This window comes from Nocardiopsis akebiae, from assembly GCF_018316795.1.
Taxonomy (GTDB): Bacteria; Actinomycetota; Actinomycetes; order Streptosporangiales; family Streptosporangiaceae; genus Nocardiopsis; species Nocardiopsis dassonvillei.
In genome coordinates this window covers 4890901-4910620 of the sequence record NZ_CP074132.1, presented here as the reverse complement: position 1 = coordinate 4910620, position 19720 = coordinate 4890901, and the positions used below count along the sequence as shown (strand labels likewise).

Here is a 19720-nt window from a genome sequence, read left to right as displayed (position 1 = left end):
GAGCGCTCCCATCACATCGACGCATCCGGGCCGCCGCGACACGTCGGTACCGGATGCGGTGAGGAGTTGCCTGCCCATGCCCCCCGACCCCCCTGCCGCCCGTCATCGCGCACGGCGCGGCGCCTGCCTCGCCACCGCCCTCGCCACGGGCGCGGCGCTCGCCGCCGTGACGACCGGCCCCGCCTCCGCCGCCGTCGGCTGCGAGGTCGACTACACGATCCGGAACCAGTGGAACGACGGGTTCACCGCCGCCGTGTCCGTCACCAACCTCGGTGATCCCGTCGACGGCTGGACCCTGGAGTGGGACTTCACCGCGGGCGAGCGCGTCACCAGCGGCTGGAACGGCGAGTTCTCCGGTTCCGGGGAGCGCGTCAGTGTGGCCGACACCGGGTGGAACGCCGCCGTCGCCACCGGGGCCTCGGTCGGCTTCGGCTTCAACGGCTCCCACGGCGGCACCCCCGAAATCCCCGAGTCCTTCACGCTCAACGGCACCGTCTGCGCCGGCGACACCGGGGAACCGCCCGGAGAGGAGCCGCCCGACGGCGAGGACCCGCCCACCACCGGAGAGGGGCGCCAGGTCGAGGAACTGGGCCGCGGCCTGGTGAGCGTGCACGGCTCGCAGGGCAACCTGGTGAGCTGGCGGCTGCTGGCCACCGACCCCGAGGACGTCGCATTCAACGTCTACCGGGGCTCCACGCGCCTCAACTCCCGGCCCCTCACCGGAACCACCTCCTACCTGGACGGCGGAGCCTCCGCCGACGCCGACTACACGGTCCGCCCCGTGATCGGCGGCCAGGAGGCGGAGGCGTCGGGGACCTCGCTGGCGCTGCGCGACGGCTACCTGGACGTGCCCCTGGACGTCCCGTCCGGCGGCAGCGCCCACACCTACGACGCCAACGACGCCAGCGTGGGCGACCTCGACGGCGACGGCGAGTACGAGATCGTCCTGAAGTGGGAGCCCACCAACGCCAGGGACAACTCCCAGTCGGGACGCACCGGCCCCGTGCTGCTCGACGCCTACGAACTCAGCGGCGAGCGGCTGTGGCGGATCGACCTGGGGCGCAACATCCGGGCGGGTGCGCACTACACCCAGTTCCAGGTCTACGACTTCGACGGCGACGGTCGGTCCGAGGTGGCCGTCAAGACGGCGGACGGCGCCGTGGACGGCACCGGCGGGGTCATCGGCGACGCCGGTGCCGACCACCGCAACGGCGACGGCTACGTCCTGGACGGGCCGGAGTTCCTCACCATGTTCGACGGCCGCAGCGGGGCCGAACTGGACTCGGTGGACTACGTGCCCGGACGCGGTGACGTCTGCGCCTGGGGCGACTGCTACGGCAACCGGGTGGACCGGTTCCTGGCGGGCGTCGCCTACCTGGACGGCCAGCGGCCCAGCCTGATCATGGCGCGCGGCTACTACACGCGCTCGGTCATCGCGGCCTGGGACTGGCGCGACGGGCGCTTCACCCGGCGCTGGACCTTCGACAGCGACGAGGCCGGATCGCGGTGGGCCGGGCAGGGCAACCACCAGTTGAGCATCGCCGACGCCGACGGTGACGGCCGCGACGAGGTCGTGTACGGGTCGATGGCCGTGGACGACGACGGAAGCGGGATGTGGGCCACCGGCCACGGCCACGGGGACGCCATGCACGTGGGCGACCTGCTGCCCGACCGCTCCGGCCTGGAGGTCTTCACCATCACCGAGCGCACGGGAGGCGCGGCGGGCGCCTACGTGGCCGACGCCGACAGCGGGGACGTGGTCTGGCGCAGGCCGACCGCCAGCGGTGAGGAGGGGCCCGGCCGGGGCGTGGCCGCGGACGTGTGGCCGGGCAACCCGGGAGCGGAGTTCTGGGTCACGGGCGGCGGCATCAGCGGCATGTACGACGCCGAGGGGAACCGCCTGGGCGTTCGCGCCCCCTCGTCCGCGAACTTCGTGGCCTGGTGGGACGGCGACCCGCTGCGGGAACTGCTGGACGGCACCCGTGTCGACGAGTACGGGACCGGGGGCGACACCCGGCTGCTGACCGGCTCCGGGGTGGCCTCCAACAACGGCACCAAGTCCACACCGGCGCTGAGCGGGGACATCCTCGGTGACTGGCGCGAGGAGGTCGTCTGGCGCACCGAGGACAACCGGGCGCTGCGGATCTACTCCACGCCGCTGCCCACCGAGCTGCGGATGCCGACGCTGATGCACGACACCCAGTACCGGGTGGCCGTGGCCTGGCAGAACACCGCCTACAACCAGCCGCCGCACCCGGGCTTCTTCATCGGGGACGGCATGGAGCCCGCTCCCTGGCCGGAGGTGTACACGCCCTGATTCCCGGGCGGGCGGGGCGGGGACGGCCGTGCGGGTGCGCCCGTGCGGCCGCTCCGCGCCCGGCGGAGTTCCCCCGGGAAAGGTGGCTGTCGGATGAGGGACCGGTCGGACGAGGAGTCAGGCGGTGAAGGGTTCGGTCAGATAAGGGGGCCGTCGGACGAGAGGGCCGTCAGGGAACCAGCCGTCAGAGAACGGGCCCTCCTGCCGGTCGCGTCCTCCGGGGGAGGGCCCGTGGTCTTCCGTGCGGTCGCCACTGTGGGTCTCACCAATACCTGCGGGCGAGGTCACCCTCCTGGAGTTCGGCGAAGGTCACCATCCGCATGCCGGGGCGGGTGAGGACGGACCCGCCACGGGCGAAGAAGACGGTGCCTCCGGCCTTGCGCAGGTTGAGTAGGCCGACGGCCGAACAGAGGATCTGCCGGGGCGTCACCCTCTCCAGCCCGGTGCGGTGACGAGGGACGCGGCCGCCTCGGGGGAGACCTCGGCGAGGAAGCGGGGGAGTTCGTGCGCGCTCACGGGCCTCCTCCCCGGCCTCCGCGACCTCCAGAACGCTGAGGAGGAGGCGGGCCATGTCGTGCTCCCGGCCGATCGTAAGGCCCTGCTCGTACTCCCGGGCGTCCTGCGTGCGGAGGGGCTCCCACATCCAGAACCCGTGCCACTGGCCCGAGCCCGCCCGCATCAGACGCACCGACTGTTCCCGAGAACCCCGCTTCACCGCCAGCGCCATTCCCGGCTGGGGGAGTGGCCCAAGGCTCAGTTTGTCCAGTTCCAGGGCGAGCCGCTTGGCCGCCTCCCCGATCACTGTGGTCTCATTCTCGGGTTCTGGCATGTCCCTTTTCCTCCATCGAATGGTGGAATTTTCTCAAGGTCACTGTCGCAGGCCGTCGCTGGCCGTGAAACTGATCATCCGAGAGAGAAGTTCAGAACCATAGAGGGAATGGGTGCACGGGAGGATCCGAGAAGTGCTTTTTCCGGTGGTGCGGAGATGGTGGAGAAGGGTGAAGTAAGGCGAAACACAAGATCGGGCCCCACGCCCGGGAGCGGGGGACTGAGTCGAAGGTTCTGCGCGCCAGGGAAGGACCCAGAAGAGCCTGGCCGCCCCGCTGAAATGCTCTGACACCCTCGTCTGCGGCTTCGAGTCCGGTACGCACCGGCCCTCACGCGAGATGGCGGTGGAGTTGGACGACCTGATCGCGGGGGAAGGGGCTCTGGGCTCGCCTCAACTCCAAGAAGTCATATCCTGACCGGGTGGTTGACCTGGCAAAAGCTGAGCCCAGGGCGACTGTTGTGCGAGAGTTTGAGACCACGTGAGCCGGATGGATAGGATTTTCAGTGACCTCTTGGGGTCGTGCTGTCACCTGAGAAGTCGTTCAAGGCTCTCTGCCAGCACCGAAGGAAGCACGATGAGAAGCTCTCGACTGAGTGGAAGAAGTCCGCCCGAAGCGGTGGTAACGGTGGTCAGTGCGTAGAGGCGAAGCGGATTTCTGCGGGCGCGGCCGTCCGTGACACCCGTAACCGCCACCTTGGCCGCCTGGAAGCGGACAGCACCGAGTGGACCGCTCTCCTGGAAGCCGTGAAGGGCTCCGCCCCCTGAAGCCCTGACTCCTGCCCCTGACCCCTTCGAAGCATCCCTGAAGCGCCCCCGAGACGCACCGAGCCCCCTCCCCGGTACACCCGGGAAGGGGGCTCGCGCAGGCTCACGGTGCTACGGGGCCACCCGGCGCTACAGGGTCGGCAGGTACCTGTGCAGCTCGTACGGCGTCACCTGGCGGCGGTAGTCGTGCCACTCCGCCTTCTTGTTGCGCAGGAAGAAGTCGAAGACGTGCTCGCCCAGCGTCTCGGCGACCAGCTCGCTGTTCTCCATGATCCGCAGCGCCTCGTCCAGGCTCTGCGGCAGCGGCCGGATGCCCAGGGCCCGGCGCTCGGAGTCGGTCAGCGCCCAGACGTCGTCCTCCGCGCCCGGAGGAAGCTCGTAGCCCTCCTCGATGCCCTTCAGGCCGGCCGCCAGAATCACCGCGTAGGCCAGGTAAGGGTTGCAGGCCGTGTCCAGCGAGCGGATCTCGATCCGGCTGGAGTTGGACTTGCCCGGCTTGTACATCGGCACTCTCACCAGCGCCGAGCGGTTGTTGTGGCCCCAGCAGATGTAGGCCGGAGCCTCGCCGCCCATGCCCGCCGAGGCGGCGGGGTCGTCCCACAGGCGCTTGTAGGAGTTCACCCACTGGTTCGTGACGGCCGTGATCTCGTCGGCGTGCCGCAGCAGGCCCGCTATGAACCCGCGCCCGACCTTGGACAGCTGGAAGTCCGCCCCCGGCTCGTAGAAGGCGTTGCGGTCCCCCTCGAACAGCGACAGGTGCGTGTGCATGCCCGAGCCCGGGTACTGAGTGAACGGCTTGGGCATGAAGGTGGCGTACACACCCTGCTCCATCGCCACCTCCTTCATCACGAGCCGGAAGGTCATGATGTTGTCGGCGGTCGTCAGCGCGTCGGCGTAGCGCAGGTCGATCTCCTGCTGCCCCGGCCCGCCCTCGTGGTGGCTGAACTCCACGGAGATCCCCATGGCCTCCAGCATGTTGATGGCGTTGCGCCGGAAGTCGTGCGCGCTGTTGTGCGGCGTGTGGTCGAAGTAGCCCCCGGAGTCGTTGGGCTCTGGCAGCTCGCCCAGTTCGGGCATCTTCTTGAGCAGGTAGAACTCGATCTCGGGGTGCGTGTAGAACGTGAACCCCAGGTCGGAGGCCTTGCCCAGCGTGCGCTTGAGCACGTGGCGCGGGTCGGCCGACGACGGCGAGCCGTCGGGCATGAGGATGTCGCAGTACATGCGCGCCGTGCCGTGCGGCTCGTTGCGCCAGGGCAGCACCTGGAAGGTGGAGGGGTCGGGCTGGGCCAGCATGTCGGCCTCGTAGACGCGCGCGAACCCCTCGATGGCAGAGCCGTCGAAACCGATGCCCTCGGAGAAGGCCGCCTCCAGTTCGGCGGGGGCGACCGCCACGGACTTGAGGTACCCGAGCACGTCGGTGAACCACAGCCTCACGAACCGGATGTCGCGCTCCTCCAACGTGCGGAGCACGAATTCCTGCTGTCGATTCACGATCAACCTTCCTCGATGCGGTCGGTGTCCGGGCCCTCCCGGCGTACAGCGGGGCCGGTTCGGACACGGTCTCCCAGGTCCAGTGTGCCGTGCGGATATTTCCGGGGTATTTCCGCACCCGCCGAGCAGCCTGCCCGGTCCGTCACCCGCACACGCATTATGGCCCGTGACCGGGCGTTTCCGGCCATCCGCCCGCCGTCGGCGGCGGGACCCGCGTGGGCCCCGCGCGGAACCCGCGGCAGCCCCCGGCGCGCGCCCCCGCGCCCCGGCCGTCCGCGCCCGGTGCCGTGCCGCGTGCCCGGGCCCGCCGCGAACGCGCCCCCGGAAACATCCTGCGGCTAGGCTCGGGCCCGTGGCACAGCTCAGAATCGCACTGGCCCAGGTCAACCCCACCACGGGCGACCTGGACGGCAACCTGTCCCTCGTCGTCGACTCCGCGCACAGGGCCGCCGAGGAGGGCGCCCACCTGGTCGTCCTCCCGGAGATGGTCGTCACCGGCTACCCGGTCGAGGACCTGGCGCTGCGCAACTCCTTCGTGTCGGCCTCGATCAAGGCCACCCGCGCCCTGGCCGCCGACCTCGCCCGGGAGGGCCTGGGCGAACTCCCCGTCGTAGTGGGATACCTCTCCCGCCGCGAGGGCCCGGGCGCCCGCTACGGCCAGCCCGCCGGGGCACCGCAGAACTCCGTCGCCGTCCTGCACCGCGGCGGCGTCGTCCTCTCCTCGGCCAAGCACCACCTGCCCAACTACGGCGTGTTCGACGAGTTCCGCAACTTCGTCCCCGGCGACACCCTCTCCGTGGTCCGGGTCCGCGGCGTGGACGTCGCCCTGGCCGTCTGCGAGGACCTGTGGCAGGAGGGCGGCCCCGTCACCGCGGCCCGCGCCGCCGGGGTCGGCCTCCTGGTCTCCCTCAACGGTTCTCCCTACGAGCGCCACAAGGACGACGTGCGCTTGGAGCTGTGCCAGCGCCGCGCCCGCGAGGTCGGCGCCGCCCTGGCCTACGTCAACATGGTCGGCGGCCAGGACGAGCTGGTCTTCGAGGGAGACTCGCTGATCGTGGACTCCGAGGGGGAACTGGTGGCCCGCGCGCCCCAGTTCGCCGAAACCCTCCTGGTCGCCGACCTGGAGCTGCCCGAGGCCGGACCGGCGCCGGACGGTCCGGGCGCACGAGTGGACGGCCTGCGCGTCATGCGCCACACCGTCTCGGCCGATCCCGTCGCCCCCTACCCGCCGCGGGCGGCCGCCGTCACCCCGCGGCCCGACCCGCTCTCCGACACGGGAGAGGTCTACCGCGCGCTGGTCACCGGCCTGCGCGACTACACCGTCAAGAACGGCTTCGGTTCGGTCCTGGTCGGCGTCTCGGGCGGCATCGACTCCGCGCTGGTGGCCACTATCGCGGTGGACGCCCTGGGCGCGGACCGGGTGCACGGCGTGCTCATGCCCAGCGCCCACTCCAGCGACCACTCGGTCGGCGACGCCGAGGAACTGGCGCGCCGCCAGGGATTCGCCGCCCGCACCATCGCCATCGCCCCGGCGGTGGAGGCGTTCACCCGGTCCACGGAGGAGGCGGGCGTGCCGCTCACCGGCCTGGCCGCCGAGAACCTCCAGGCCCGCGTGCGCGGCACGCTCCTGATGGCGCTGTCCAACGAGGAGGGCCACCTGGTCCTGGCCACCGGCAACAAGAGCGAGGCGGCCACCGGCTACTCCACGCTCTACGGCGACTCCGTGGGCGGGTTCGCGCCCATCAAGGACTGCTGGAAGACCCTGGTCTGGGAGCTGGCCCGCTGGCGCAACGAGGAGGCCGACCGATTGGGGCAGACCCCGCCCATCCCGGAGAACTCCATCTCCAAGCCGCCCAGCGCCGAACTGCGCCCCGACCAGCTCGACACCGACTCCCTGCCCGACTACACACAGCTCGACGCCGTCCTGGACGCCTACGTCGGCACGGACAAGGGGGAGGCCGAACTGGTCTTCGCCGGGTACGACCCCGAGCTGGTGCGCCGGGTCATCCGCATGGTGGACCGCGCCGAGTACAAGCGCCGCCAGTCCGCGCCGGGCACCAAGATCAGCTCGCGCAACCTCAGCCGGGACCGCCGCGTGCCCATCACCAACCGCTGGACGGTCTGAACCGGGGCCCGCCCGCACCCTCCGGCGCGGGCGGCCCGCTCCTAGGCAGTGTTCTTTTGGACCCTCCGCTCCGCTTCGTCCCGCCCGTCGCCCGCCACCACCCCCAACGGACGCTGCGCGCGGTCCTTCTCGTGTCCGGGCGCCCGGAGAACGGGGACCTTCGGCGCCTATGACGGGTGACGGGTTCGCCCGCGCCCACCCGTCGCCCGCCACCACCCTCAACCGACGCCTACGGCGCGGTTCCCCCACGGGAACCCGTCTCCGGCACCTCCGGAACCCCGTGGGCGCCCGAACCAACCCTCCGCAAGCCGAGACCGGTTCGGAGAACAGACCTCAGGCCAGGCCCAGCGCCCGCAGCCTCGCTCCGGCCGCGGCCCGGTTGGGCACGTCGAGCTTGGCCAGGATGTTGGACACGTGCACGCTCGCGGTCTTGGGCGTGATGAACAGCCGCTCGGCGATCTGGGCGTTGGTGCTGCCCACCACCAGCATCCGCGCCACCTCCGTCTCGCGGGCCGTCAGCCCGGCGGGGACGGCGGACGGGGCGGTGTCCTCCTCCAGGCCGGAGCCCATCCTGCGCGCCAGGTCCGCTGAGGCGTCGGCCAGCGGCACCGCTCCGCACTCCCGCGCGGTCGCGTGCGCCTGCCGCACCCACGCCACGGCCTGTTCCCGCAGCCCGGCCGCCACGGCGGCCTCGGCGGCCCGCAGCCGGGCCCCCGCCAGGTGCAGCACCAGCGGCGTGGCCTCCCAGGCGGCCACCGCCTCCTCCCACGCCCGCCGCACCCGCTCGGCGGACGCGGTCCCCTCCGCCAGCCTGGCCCGGCACGAGGCCCGCAGCGCCTCCTGCACCGGGCCGAGCACCGGCATCCGCTCCAGCGCCGTGCCCACGCGCACGCGCAGGGGGTCGTCCCCGGGCGCGGCCGAGCACCGGACCGCCTCGGCGGCCAGGTCCAGCAGAGTCCACCCGTAGCCGGGGGAACCGGAGAACCTCAGCCGCCCCAGGACCTGCTCGGCGTAGGCGCGGGCCCCGCCGGTGTCGCCCTCGGCGAGCAGCAGGTCCAGCCAGGCCGTCGCCGCCTGCTGCGCCTGGTCCAGGCGCTCCATGCTCAGCACCGACATCCGGTCCACCCGGTCGATCCCCGCCCGGGTTCCGGCGAGGTCCCCGTGCGCGGTGCCGGAGCGGGCCGCGGCCAGGTCTCCTTGGGCCAGTGCGGCGCGGCACCCCGGCACCAGCAGGAACACCCGGTGCATGGGGGTGGGGCTGCGGCGCAGCGCCTCGTCCACGACCTCGCGCGTGCGGTCCAGGCGCCCAAGGTCGAAGAGGGTCTCGGCGATGTTCTGGTGGAGGAAGCTGGCGTGCACGGCGCCGACGCCCCCCGGCCGGTGCTCGGCCCGGAACCGCTCCAGCGACTCCAGGGCCTCCTGGTGCGCGCCCTGTTCGCGCAGGTAGTGCGCCAGGTTGTTCACCCCGCGCGCCTCCATTGCGGTGTCGCCCACCTCCCGGCTCAGCTCCACCGACCTCTCCAGGACCGGCCGCCCCCGCGCCGGGTCGCCGCGGCCCATGCGTACCGAGCCCAGCGTGACCAGCGCGGCCGCCTCGGCGCAGCGGTCGCCGGTGCGCCGGGCCACCCCGATCGCCTCCTCCGCCAGTGACTCCGCCGTCCGCCCCGGCCGGGTCCGCTCCCCGGCGCGGAACATGGTCTCCCGCGCCAGGATGGACAGCATCCGGCCGTACCCGGGCATGTGCGGCGGGTGCGTGCGCAGCGCCTCGGCCAGGTCGGCCTCGGCGCCCGCGTCCACGCAGTGGGTCCGTGCCTGGCCCCGGCAGCGCAGCAGCACCGCCCGCACCGTCATCGCGCGGTCGTCGCCGGGGGACTCGGGCACCGCGGCCAGACCCTCGTCGCACAGGCTCCATGCCTGGCGCGGGCGGCCCGACTGCAACGCGGACAGGGCCGCCTCGGCCAGCACCTCCGGCCGGGTGGCGCCCCCGACCCGCTCCCCGGCGTCGGGGACGCGGTCCCACAGGGCCAGGACCCGCTCCAGGACGGTCAGCCGCTCGCCGTGCGCGAGCGACTCCCCGGCCCGCAGCGCCGCCGACCAGGCCGCCTGGAGGGCCCGGGGCAGGTCCCGGGCGGCCTGGTAGTGGTGGGCCTGCTCGGCGGCGCGCCGCTCGGCGGGGAAGGCGTCGGGGAGTTCGTCGATGAGCTGGGCGAAGCGCAGGTGTAGCCGGGAACGCGCCCCGGGCAGCAGCGAGTCGTGGACGGCCTCGCGCAGCAGCGCGTGCCGGAACCGGTAGCCGTCGCCGCTCACCCGCAGCAGCCGGGCGTCCACCAGCGCGTGCAGCGCGGCCTCCAGGCCGTCCTCGGGCAGGTCCGAGACGTGCGCCAGCGGCCCGTGGCCCACCTCTCCGGAGACCGCGCCGACCGAGGCCACGCGCAGCACCGAGGCCGCTCCCGCCTCCAGCCGGTACACCGGGGCCAGCAGCAGGTCGCGGAAGTGGTCGGGCACGTCCTCCGCGGCCGCGTGCGCGGAACCGGTGCGCGACTCGGTCAGCGCCTCGACGTAGAGGGGGATGCCGTCGCTGCGCCGGTGCAGGTCGTCCAGCAGCTCGTCGGTGAGTTCTGAGCCGGTGATGGCGTGCGCCTGGAGGCCGACCTCCTCCCGGGTGAGCGGGCGCAGGTCCAGCCGGGTCACCGCGGGCAGGCGCTCCAGTTCGGGCAGCAGGCGGCGCAGGGGGTGGGTGCGGTGCAGGTCGTCGCTGCGGTACGTGGCGACGACCTGCACGCCCGGCAGGTCGAGGTTGCGGACGAGGAAGACGAGCAGGTCGCGGGTGGCGCCGTCGGACCAGTGCAGGTCCTCCAGGACCAGGGTCAGGCCCGCGTCCCCGGCGGCCCGCTGCACCAGGCGCAGCACCTGTTCGAAGAGCACGCCGCGCTCCTCGCCGCGGTCCTCGCCCGCGCCTGCGGTCAGGGGGCCCAGTTCGGGCAGGAGCCGGGCCAGTTCGCCCGTGCCCCCGGGAGCGGCCTCCTCGAACACCGTGCGTCCGCGCTCGCGCAGGAGCTGGCGCAGCACCGCCGTGAAGGGCGCGTAGGCCAGGCCGTCCACGCCCAGCTCCAGGCAGCCGCCGACGAACACCGTCCCCCTGGGCAGGCCCGAGGTGAACTCGGCGACCAGGCGGCTCTTGCCCACCCCCGCGTCACCGCTGACCAGCACCGTTCCGGAGGTCTCGGCGCGGCAGCGGCGGGCGTGCTCGCCGAGCAGCCGGAGCTGGTCGCTGCGGCCGACGAGGAGCGGGCTGGTCCTGGAGAGGAGGGGCATGCCCGACATTATGCGTTTCCTCCCTCCCCTCCCGCGTGCGCCCTCACGCGGCGCGGCCGTAGGAGCGCCGCCGGCGCTGGCGCTCACGGCGCTCCTCCCTGCGCCGCGCGCGCTCCTCGGCGCGTGCCCGCAGTGCCGCCCGCGCGTTCTCCGCCTCCCGGACGCGCCGCTCGGTCATCTCCCGGGCGTTGGCGTTGAGCAGTTCGCTGTGGAACACGGTGCTCTCCTCCTCACTCGCGCGGCGGAACCGGTGTCCCGCCGTGTGCTCCCCACGTTCTCCCTAAGACCCCGGGGCGCACATGGGGAGGAATCCCAGTCCTGGGAGGTCTGGGAGCCGGTACTCCCTAAGACCCGGCCCCCGACGGCGTGTCACACCGCGCCTTCGACCGCTCACCCGTAGTTGTCTAGGCGGCAACGACGCACGTGGGAGGCGCGACATGACGCGGAAGTACTGGGCTGGGACGGCGGGCGCGCTCGCAACGGGCGCGCTCACGGCGGGGCTGGCGGCGGGCGCGCTGGGCGCTCCCGCGCCCGCCGCCGCGGAGCCGGTGGAGGGGGAGGGGCGGGCGGGCCTGTTCCTGGAGGCGGGCGAGGCGCCGCGGCCGGGTGAGGAGTTCACGCTGAGCACCACCGTCGGCGACGGTCCGGTGGAGAACGCCCTGCTGGCCCAGCACGTTCCCGGGGAGCTGGAGATCGTCGAGGTCGGGCAGGAGGGTGTGGTCCGGGACGGGATCGTGAACTGGCGGGTGACGGTGCCCGAGGGGGAGGAGGCGGTGTACACGGTCCGCGTCCGCGCTCCGGAGGCGACGGGGGAGCGCCTGACCAGCACCGCCTGCCTGCTGCTGGAACGCGACGCCGACCCGGCCGCCTGCGCCAGCGACTCGGTCCTGGTCGCGCAACAGACCGCCATGTCGCGGGTCTCGGAGTACACCGACCCCGCGAACCTGCTGCGGGCCGCGGGGATCGCCCTCGCGGCGGGGCTGGCCTGGATGCTGTGGCGGCGCAGGAGGGCGGTTTCGCGCGGGTGAGGAGCCGTGCGGGCGTGCGGTCGCGCGGGCAGGGGTGCCGGTTTTGTTACGTCAGTGTGTCATGAACCCGGGGAGGGAAAACTACAGGGCGTAGTAGTGTTTCCGGCATGGACATTCTCTACTCCGCGCTCGTCTTCCTGCACATGATCGGCCTGGCCGGAATCATCGCGGGCTTCCTCATGCAGGTCATCACCAACCACCCCAAGTCGACCAAGGTCCTGCTGCACAGCTCCCTGCTCCAGTTCGTCACCGGCCTGCTGCTGGTCGGGGTGGCCGAGATGGCCGACCTCGGTGAGCTGAACCACGTCAAGATCGCGGTCAAGCTGCTGGTCGCGCTGGCCGTCGTGGTCGTGGGCGTGCTCAACCTGCGCAAGCCCGCCAAGAACCTCGCGATCATCGCGGGCGTGCTCGCCATCGTCAACATCGGTGTGGCCGTCTTCTGGTAGGCCCCCGGGGCGGTCCCCGCAGGCCGCTCCGGAGCCACCGCCGGTGGCGGCACGAACCGTGCCGCCACCGGTTTTTTCTGGGTGCGTTTCCGTAATCTTGCGAAATCTTTCCCGCGGACTTCGGGGTCTCGCGCGGGTGTCGTCCCAGCTCACGCGGGAGTGCACCCCGGGGGTCGGGCGGCAGGAGGGGCGGCTCGAAGCGCATAGCGGCAGGTGGAGACGGAGTCCGTCGCGCTGGGTGAGCGGTGTGACGTTCAGATCAACACCCGTTCACAAGAGCGTTCCGTTCTGTTAGCTTCGTCACGCTCACGCAAACTCTTGCAAACACTGCAAGGGGACAGCGGACGGGGCAGTGCAGCCCCGCCGCGCTACCTCCCCCAAGGAGCGCACATGAAGCACATCCGACCCGGCGCCGTCGCCGGGGCGGTCCTGATGGGGGTCGGCCTGCTGGCCGCCCCCGCGCAGGCCGCCCCCGCCCCGGAGGCCCCCACCACACAGGTCCCGGCAGCCCCCGCTCCCGCCGAGGACGCCCGGGCCGCCGACAACGGCGAGACCCTCGTCCAGCTCTTCCAGTGGAACTGGGACTCCGTCGCCACCGAGTGCGAGGAGTTCCTCGGCCCCCACGGCTTCGGCGGGGTGCAGGTCTCCCCGCCCCAGGAGCACGTGGTCATCCCCTTCGCCGAGGGCGGAGACTACCCCTGGTGGCAGGACTACCAGCCGACCTCCTACCGCATCGACAACACCCGGCGCGGCACCGCCGAGGAGTTCCAGGCGATGGTCTCCACCTGCGCCGACAACGGCGTGAGGATCTACGCCGACGCGATCATCAACCACATGACCGGCGACGGCTCGGGCACCGGCAGCGCGGGCACCGACTGGGCCAAGTACGAGTACCCCGACCTGTTCGGCGACGGCACCGCCTCCCGTACCGGGGAGGACTTCAGCTCCTGCCGCAGGGAGATCAGCAACTGGAACGACAAGTGGGAGGTGCAGAACTGCGAGCTCGTCGGACTGTCCGACCTCGACACCGGTGACCCCGAAGTGCGCGCCCAGATCCGCCGCTACCTCAACGGCCTGGTGGACATGGGCGTGGCGGGCTTCCGCGTGGACGCCTCCAAGCACGTTCCCGAGGCCCACGTCGACGCGATCTTCTCCGACCTGAACGAGGTGCCGGTCTTCGGCGGCCAGCCCGACGTCTTCCACGAGGTCTACGGGGACCAGACCATCCCCTACACCGCCTACGCGCCCTACGGCCGCGTGACCGCCTTCGACTACCAGCGCGACATCTCCAACAAGTTCGCCGATGGCGACATCTCCGGCCTGGCCCAGTTGCCGGACTACGGCGGGCTCACCGACGAGCAGGCCACCGTCTTCGTCGACAACCACGACACCCAGCGCTACCACCCGACGCTGACCTTCAAGGACGGCGACCGCTACCACCTGGCCGTGGCGTTCATGCTGGCCCACCCCTACGGGCGCCCCGTGGTGATGTCCAGCTACGACTTCGGCTCCAACGTCACCCAGGGCCCGCCCAGCGTCGGCGAGGAGCAGGGCAACCCGGCGGGCTGGATCACCGCCGACACCGACTGCTCCAGCGCGGAGTGGGTCTGCGAGCACCGACACCCGACCGTCGCCGGGATGGCCGCCTTCCGCAACGCGACCGGCGACACCCCCGTCGTCCAGCGCGCCGCCGACGGATCCTCCCGGCTCGCCTTCGACCGGGGCGACCGCGGCTTCGCCGCCTTCAACGCCACCGGCGCCGCCTGGAACCTGACCGCCGACACCGACCTGCCCGACGGCAGCTACGACAACGCCGCCGGGAGCGGAACCCTCACCGTCGCCGATGGCCGGATCAGTGCCCGGGTCCCCGCCGACGGGGCCGTCGCCCTGCACGTGGGCGGCACCTGCGACGACCCCGCCGAGTGCGAGGGCGGCGGCGACCCGGGCGAGCCGGGCCCGGCCAGCGTCTCGGCCACCGTGGAGACCTGGTACGGACAGGAGGTGTACGTGGTCGGCTCCACCCCCGCGCTGGGGTCCTGGAACCCGCAGAACGGGGTGAAGCTGTCCACCGACGCCTCCACCTACCCCGTGTGGTCGGGCACCGCCCCCATCGGCGCCGACACCGAGTGGAAGCTGGTCAAGGTCGACGGCGCGGGCAACGCCGAGTGGGAGTCCGGCGCCAACCGCGTCGGCCCCGCCACCAGCGTCGCCTGGCGCGACTGACCCGTGCGCGGCGCCCCGGCCGGGGCGCCGCGCACGGCCCTCCGGGAGGCCCTCCCCGGAGCCGCGAGCCGCTTCCGCGGGGTCGGCCGCTCCCGGCCCCGCCGCCCCCGCGTCCGACTCCTCCGGCGCGGGGGCGGCCACCGCGCCGAGACCGTCCAGACCCCGACCGGCGGGGCGGACGCCTCCCGGCCCGCGCCCGTCCCGGGTGGTCAGGTCCGGGTCGGTGGCGCACTCATCGCCGCGGTGAGGAACGTGACCGCCCACCGCCGGGCCGCCTCGCCCGCTGCCGGGTGCACGCAGCCGGGGGAGGGCCGCTGGTGGACCTCGAGGCGGTCGACGGCCGTCACGGCAAGGATCCCCCGCATCCTGAACCGCAGCTCCTCCGGTGAGAGGTCGGGCAGCACACGAGCGAAGGCCGCGAGGTAGCGCTCGCGGACCGAGTCCTCGGCCGGACCGGTCCAGGCGCGCGCCTCCTCGGCCGGGTCGCTGAGGATCGTCACGATCATCCGGGACGTCCGGGCGCCGCCCTCGTCGCCGACCGGCATCCCGTCGAACAGCGGCCCCGCGAACGCCTCCACCAGTTCGCCGACCGGCGGGTCGGGGGTCCGGGCGAGCAGCGCGTCGAGCCCGGCGCGCTGGGCGGCGCTGATGGGCTCGACCACGCGGCGGGCGACCGCGGCCATCAGCTCCGCCTTCGAGCCGAAGTGGTAGCCGACGGCGGCCAGGTTCGCCCCGGCGAGCGCGGTGATAGCGCGGACCGAGGTGCCGCGGTATCCGTGCTCGGCGAAGAGGCGCTCGGCCGCGTCGAGGATCTGGGTGCGGGTGTCTGTGGTCGCCACACGAGGGACTCTACATATGTTTGAATGAAACGAACGTATGAATCAAACGAACGTATGAAAGAGGACTGTCATGAAGCTGCTCGTGTACGGCGCCGGTGTCTGCGGCAGCCTGTTCGCCGCCCGCATGCACGAGGCCGGCCACGACGTCTCGCTCCTCGCCCGGGGCGAGCGTCTGACCGCCCTGCGCCGACACGGAGTACGGCTCGCCGAGGAGGACGCCCCGGCGGTCGAGCGGGTGCCGGTACCGGTGGTCGAGCACCCGGACGGCGGGTACGACCTGATCGCCGTCTTCGTCCGCACCCACCAGGCGGACGCGGCGCTGGGATCACTCGCCGGTGTCCGGGGCGACGTGCTGTCCCAGTTCAACTGGGCAGCCGGTCCGGAGGCGCTCGGCGCGGCGATCGGCCGCGAGCGGCTGCTGCTCGGCTTCCCCCCGTTCGGCGGCACTATGGACGGCGACGTGGTCCGCTACCGAGGAAGCGGCCCCGTCATCCGCCGGGTCGCGATGCCGGTCGGCGAGCCCGACGGCCGTACCACCCCGCGACTGGAACGGATCGTGGAGACGTTCCGTGCCGCCGGGATCAACGCCAAGGCCGAGCCGCGGATGGACGCCTGGCTCAGGACGCACGCCGCGTTCGAGGTCCCGCTCGGGCAGGCGGTACACGCGGCGGGCGGCCCGGTGGCGCTGGCCGAAGACCCGGACGCGGTCCGCGGCATGCTCCACCTCATGCGGCGCAACCTCGCCGCGCTGGAGACGCCGCCGGTGCCCCGCGCGTTCGCCGGGTTGCGGGCCCTGCCGCAGGGGCTCCTCGTGGCCGTGCTCCGGCGCTTCCTGAAGAGCCCGACGGCCGTGCACAGCGGACTCAACGACCGCTCGCCCGCCGCGGCGGCCGAACTGGAGCGACTGGCCGAACAGCTCCTTGCCCCTGGGGGAGTCCGCTAGCCGCTGCCACGTCCCTCGAACAGCGCGGCGCCACGGGTCGAGGGCCGGCCGACGCGGCACCGGGCCGTGTGCCTCGAACCGTTTCGGTCCCGCCCGCCGCCCTCAGCGGAGAGCCTTCGGCTCCAGGCCCGCGCGAACCGTCCTGCGGGAGATGGTCCGGACGGTCTCCCGCTGATCCGGAAGCCCGCGCGGAACACTCCCTAGTCGTCGTAGAAGACGCGCTCCATCACCGCCCGCGCCCGCCGCGTGGCGCGCAGGTAGGTCTCCGTCAACTGCTCGGCCGGGCCCTCACGCACGGACTCGGCGCCCTCCCCGGCGCCCTCCTCCTCGTCCTCGCCGTCTCCGCCGCAGGGGCAGCCCATCGCCTCCGCCAGCGACGCCCGCACCCGCAGGTCCGAGGGCAGCGAGTCCCCGCCCCGGCCGCGCACCAGCATCACCATGCCCCGCACCCGCGACGCCAGCCGCCAGGCCCGGCCCAGCACCTCGCCGTCCTCCGCGTCCAGCAGACCGTGCGCCACGGCCGCCTCCAGCGCCTCCAGGGTGCCGGTGGTCCGCAGGGCGGGGTATTCGTGCGCGTGGCGCAGCTGGATCAACTGGACCACCCACTCCACGTCCGACAGCCCGCCCCGGCCCAGCTTGGTGTGCAGCGTCGGGTCCGCGCCGCGCGGCAGCCGCTCCGACTCCATCCGCGCCTTGAGCTTGCGGATCTCCAGTACCGCCGAGGAGTCGATCCCGCCCTCCGGGTACCGGATCGGGTCGATCAGCCTCGTGAACGCCTCCCGCAGCTGCGGGTCGCCCGCGACCGGCTCGGCCCGCAGCAGCGCCTGGCTCTCCCACACCTGCGACCAGCGCCCGTAGTAGGCCGCGTAGGAATCCAGCGTGCGCACCACCGGACCGCTGCGGCCCTCCGGGCGCAGGTCGGTGTCCACCTTCAGCGGCGGCTCGGCCGCGGGCATCTCCAGCAGCCGCGCCAACTCCCGCACGACGGCCAGCGCCTGCCTGGTCGCCGCGCCCGTGTCCACGCCCGGCAGGGGGTCGTGCACGTACATCACGTCCGCGTCGCTGGCGTAGGTCAGCTCACCGCCGCCGAACCGGCCCATCGCCACCACGCACACCCGGGTGAGCGGCTCGTCCCCCGACGCCGCCACCACCAGGTTCTGCGCCAGCCGCAGCGCCGCCTCTATGGTCACCGCGGCGATGTCGGTCAGCGCCGCCCCCACGTCCTGGACCGGGGCGACTTCCAGCAGGTCGGCCGCGGCGGTGCGCAGCAGCTCGCGGCGGCGCAGCGCGCGCACCGCCGACACCGACTCCTCGGCCGTGTCGTACCGGCGCCGCGCCGCCTCCGCCTCCCCGGCCAGCACCTTCGGGTCGCGCCGCACCAGGTCGCCGTCGTCGTCGAACATCGCCACCGCCTCCGGGGCGCGCAGCAGCAGCTCCGTCACGTACCGGCTCGTCCCCAGCAGCCACGCCATCCGCTCGGCCACCCGCACGTCGTCGCGCAGCAGGCGCAGGTACCACGGCGTGGTGCCCAGGGCCTCGCTCACCTGCCGGAAGCCCAACAGGCCCGCGTCGGGGTCGGGGGAGTCGGAGAACCAGCCCAGCATCACCGGCAGCAGCGTCCGCTGGATCGCCGCCCTGCGCGAGACCCCCGAGGTCAGCGACTCCAGGTGGCGCAGCGCACCTCCCGGATCGACGAACCCCAGCGCCTCCAGGCGGTCCCTGGCCTGCTCCGGCGACAGCCGCGCCTCCTCACCCGGCAGCCTGGCCACCGCGTTGAGCAGCGGCCGGTAGAACAGCTTCTCGTGCAGGCGCCGCACCTCCGACGACACCCGGCGGCGCGCTTCGGTCAGCTCCCGCACCGGGTTCGCGGTCATCCCCAGCGCCCGCCCCAGACGGCGCAGCTGGTCGGGACCGTCCTCGGCGGCAGCGACGGGCATCAGGTGCGTGCGCCGCAGCCGCTCCAACTGCAACAGGTGCTCCAGCCGCCGCAGGAACCGGTAGGCCTCGGCCAGCCCCGCCGCGTCACTGCGCCCCACGTACCCGTGCTCCGACAGCGCGGCCAGCGCCTCCAGCGTGTTGCCCGACCGCAGCCGCTCGTCGGTGCGCCCGTGCACCAGCTGGAGCAGCTGCACGGAGAACTCGATGTCGCGCAGCCCGCCCGGGCCCAGCTTGAGTTCGCGCTCCGCCTCGCCCGCCGGGATGTGCGCCACCACCCGGCGGCGCATCGCCTGCACGTCCTCCACGAAGTCCTTGCGGCCCGCCGCCTCCCACACCATGGGCGAGATGACGTCCATGTAGGCCCGGCCCAGCTCCGGGTCCCCGGCGATCGGCCGGGCCTTGAGCAGCGCCTGGAACTCCCAGGTCTTGGCCCAGCGCTCGTAGTAGGCGCGGTGCCCCGACAGCGGGCGCACCAGCGGGCCGTTCCTGCCCTCGGGGCGCAGCGCCGGGTCCACCTCCCACAGGGCGCCCTCGGCGTCGGTCTCGGCGGGGATGCGCATCATCGCGGTGGCCAGCCGGGTCGCCGCGCGCATCGCCGCCTGCTCGTCCACCGGCCTCCCGGAACCCGCGCCCGCGTCCCCGTCCGCTTCCACGACCGGCTCGGCCACGAACACCACGTCCACGTCGCTGACGTAGTTGAGCTCGCGGCCGCCGCACTTGCCCATGCCGATGACGGCCAGGCGGCACAGCGCGGCGTCCTCGGGGTGCTCGGCGCGGGCCACCGCCAACGACGCGTCCAGCAGCGACGCGGCCAGGTCCGCGAGTTCCCCGGCGACCTCGTCCACCGTGCACAGCCCGGTCAGGTCGCGCCCGGCCAGGCGCAGCACCCGCCTGCGGTAGGCCACGCGCAGGACGTGCCGCAGGGCCTCCGGCGAACCGTCGCCGACCACGGCCGGGTCGGCGGTCGGCGCGGGGCTGTGGGGGTCGGCGCCCACGGTGTGCAACAGGCCGCGGCGCACCTCCTCCGGCCCGGGGGATCGGGCGGCGTCGGCGCCCCGCAGCTCCCGCCAGTCGCCCGGGTGGCGCACCAGGTGGTCGGCCAGGGCGGTGCTCGTGCCCAGCACCCGGCACAGCCGGGCCCGCAGCTCCCGGTCCTCGCGCAGCGCGTGCAGGAACTCGGCGGGGTCGGGTTCGGACTCCAGGATGCGGATCAGCCCGAGGAGCGCCTGGTCGGGGTCGGGGGCGGCCGCGAGCGCTCCGATGATCTCGGTGTCGGCCCGGGCGTCGAGCCCGGCCTCCTCCACCAGCCGCAGGGCCCGGGTGCTGTCGCTGAAACCGCGCCTGGCGAGTGCGCCTGCCGTCATGTTCGTCGTTCCGTCCCTCACCACGTGTTCAACGGTAACGGTCCGGCCGGTGAGCGGCCCCGGTGCCCCGGACCGGTCCAGCCCCCGGCGCACGGGG

The 19720-nt window shown here is 73.1% G+C and carries 13 protein-coding genes; 7 read left to right on the top strand and 6 right to left on the bottom strand.

Features of this window, described 5'->3' with window-relative positions:
* The first annotated feature begins 76 nt into the window (after window positions 1-76).
* Complete coding sequence (locus tag KGD83_RS21010) at window positions 77-2317, top strand: rhamnogalacturonan lyase family protein (RefSeq protein WP_212640799.1); 2241 nt, start codon at window positions 77-79, stop codon at window positions 2315-2317.
* A gap of 262 nt (window positions 2318-2579) precedes the next feature.
* Here the strand turns inward: KGD83_RS21010 and KGD83_RS28790 are convergent, their stop codons facing one another.
* Window positions 2580-3146: a hypothetical protein gene (locus KGD83_RS28790; protein WP_249351985.1), complete on the bottom strand. Its 567-nt coding sequence runs from the start codon at window positions 3144-3146 to the stop codon at window positions 2580-2582.
* 519 nt (window positions 3147-3665) lie between these two features.
* On the opposite strand from KGD83_RS28790, the gene KGD83_RS21000 reads away from it, so the two are divergent.
* Window positions 3666-3911, top strand: coding sequence for a DUF397 domain-containing protein (locus tag KGD83_RS21000; RefSeq protein WP_338036927.1), 246 nt, complete (start codon window positions 3666-3668; stop codon window positions 3909-3911).
* 129 nt (window positions 3912-4040) lie between these two features.
* Here the strand turns inward: KGD83_RS21000 and KGD83_RS20995 are convergent, their stop codons facing one another.
* Window positions 4041-5402 (bottom strand): glutamine synthetase family protein, encoded by a 1362-nt coding sequence (locus KGD83_RS20995; RefSeq protein WP_013151975.1) that lies wholly within the window; start codon window positions 5400-5402, stop codon window positions 4041-4043.
* Window positions 5403-5754: 352 nt separating this feature from the next.
* Between KGD83_RS20995 and KGD83_RS20990 the strand changes: the two genes are divergently transcribed.
* Entirely contained in the window at window positions 5755-7527 is a 1773-nt protein-coding gene (locus tag KGD83_RS20990) for an NAD+ synthase (RefSeq protein WP_212640798.1), read from the top strand.
* 333 nt (window positions 7528-7860) lie between these two features.
* Here the strand turns inward: KGD83_RS20990 and KGD83_RS20985 are convergent, their stop codons facing one another.
* Together KGD83_RS20985 and KGD83_RS20980 are read right to left on the bottom strand one after the other, a co-directional pair.
* A complete protein-coding gene (locus KGD83_RS20985) occupies window positions 7861-10842 on the bottom strand; it encodes a helix-turn-helix transcriptional regulator (RefSeq protein WP_338036926.1) in 2982 nt (993 codons plus the stop codon).
* A 43-nt stretch (window positions 10843-10885) separates the two neighbouring features.
* Window positions 10886-11059: a hypothetical protein gene (locus tag KGD83_RS20980; RefSeq protein WP_200904083.1), complete on the bottom strand. Its 174-nt coding sequence runs from the start codon at window positions 11057-11059 to the stop codon at window positions 10886-10888.
* A 220-nt stretch (window positions 11060-11279) separates the two neighbouring features.
* Here KGD83_RS20980 and KGD83_RS20975 point away from each other — a divergent pair, with 220 nt between their 5' ends.
* The 3 genes from KGD83_RS20975 to KGD83_RS20965 all read left to right on the top strand — a co-directional run bounded on the left by KGD83_RS20975 (window position 11280) and on the right by KGD83_RS20965 (window position 14539).
* Window positions 11280-11870, top strand: a complete 591-nt coding sequence (locus KGD83_RS20975) for an LPXTG cell wall anchor domain-containing protein (RefSeq protein ID WP_212640796.1) — start codon at window positions 11280-11282, stop codon at window positions 11868-11870.
* A gap of 107 nt (window positions 11871-11977) precedes the next feature.
* Window positions 11978-12316, top strand: coding sequence for a hypothetical protein (locus tag KGD83_RS20970; RefSeq protein WP_212640795.1), 339 nt, complete (start codon window positions 11978-11980; stop codon window positions 12314-12316).
* 390 nt (window positions 12317-12706) lie between these two features.
* On the top strand, window positions 12707-14539 hold the full coding sequence (locus tag KGD83_RS20965) for a carbohydrate-binding module family 20 domain-containing protein (RefSeq protein WP_212640794.1): 1833 nt from the start codon (window positions 12707-12709) through the stop codon (window positions 14537-14539).
* Between the two features lie 209 nt (window positions 14540-14748).
* Here KGD83_RS20965 and KGD83_RS20960 read toward each other — a convergent pair whose 3' ends face one another.
* Window positions 14749-15378 (bottom strand): TetR/AcrR family transcriptional regulator, encoded by a 630-nt coding sequence (locus KGD83_RS20960; protein WP_212640793.1) that lies wholly within the window; start codon window positions 15376-15378, stop codon window positions 14749-14751.
* A gap of 70 nt (window positions 15379-15448) precedes the next feature.
* Between KGD83_RS20960 and KGD83_RS20955 the strand changes: the two genes are divergently transcribed.
* On the top strand, window positions 15449-16321 hold the full coding sequence (locus tag KGD83_RS20955) for a ketopantoate reductase family protein (protein ID WP_212640792.1): 873 nt from the start codon (window positions 15449-15451) through the stop codon (window positions 16319-16321).
* Between the two features lie 200 nt (window positions 16322-16521).
* On the opposite strand, the gene KGD83_RS20950 is transcribed toward KGD83_RS20955, so the two are convergent.
* On the bottom strand, window positions 16522-19623 hold the full coding sequence (locus KGD83_RS20950; protein WP_212640791.1) for a bifunctional [glutamine synthetase] adenylyltransferase/[glutamine synthetase]-adenylyl-L-tyrosine phosphorylase: 3102 nt from the start codon (window positions 19621-19623) through the stop codon (window positions 16522-16524).
* Window positions 19624-19720: the final 97 nt, after the last annotated feature.